The following is a 681-nucleotide window of genomic DNA, read 5'->3' on the forward strand; positions in this document are numbered from 1 at the left end:
TGGATATCGAGAACCATGTGTACCGAAGGTATAAGGCGTATACCTGCTTGAGCCTCTTTGCCTGTGAGGAGGAGGCACCTGCCGGTCATAAACCTTTATAGCCATTATGACAGGGGGGTGTTAAACCAATGTTTTGTATGGATGATGGTGAGGGAACAAAGGTTCAAAATGAGTCAGGGTCACAAACAGGGCTGTTTGAAGGTTGCGCAGTTTTATGAGCCAAAAACTGTCGTTCCCTTATCCTCCAGAGTTCATCTTTCTTCTGTTCTTGTCGGTAGGGGTCAAGGTCGTTGGCAAGAGTAAAAAGTAATACCGCTGTCTGTCCGAACTCTTTCTCCTTTTCTTCTTTGATACCCAAAGTTTGCAACCCAGGTTGCGGCCAGACAGATAAAAAGCGGAAGCAGTGAGCCAGTTGACTGAGACAGGATGCATTTGTGCCTTCACTGCTCTCAACCGCAAGAGCAGCCCAATTGAACGCTTTCCCCAGAAGAGTCGAATGTTCGGGCAAGATTTTCTCAACGTCCATTAATTCCTGGAAGTAACGAATGCTCATACATAAACAGGTTTCGAACCCTGAAAACAACTGCTTATCGAGTTGCAATTCATCCAATTGCTCCCATTCATCCATATCAATGAAAATGGCTGCTATACCCAGTTCGATCTCCTTGTCATCACAGGGAG

Annotated in this window: 1 protein-coding gene; it reads right to left on the minus strand. The window is 45.8% G+C overall.

Features of this window, described 5'->3' with window-relative positions; translation table 11 throughout:
* Window positions 1-163 precede the first annotated feature (163 nt).
* Window positions 164-681 (minus strand): hypothetical protein (locus tag E1189_RS22385; protein ID WP_196220879.1); only part of this gene is annotated, 518 nt, incomplete at its 5' end.

It is taken from the genome of Parendozoicomonas verongulae (assembly GCF_009711465.1).
Classification (GTDB): Bacteria; Pseudomonadota; Gammaproteobacteria; order Pseudomonadales; family Endozoicomonadaceae; genus Sansalvadorimonas; species Sansalvadorimonas verongulae.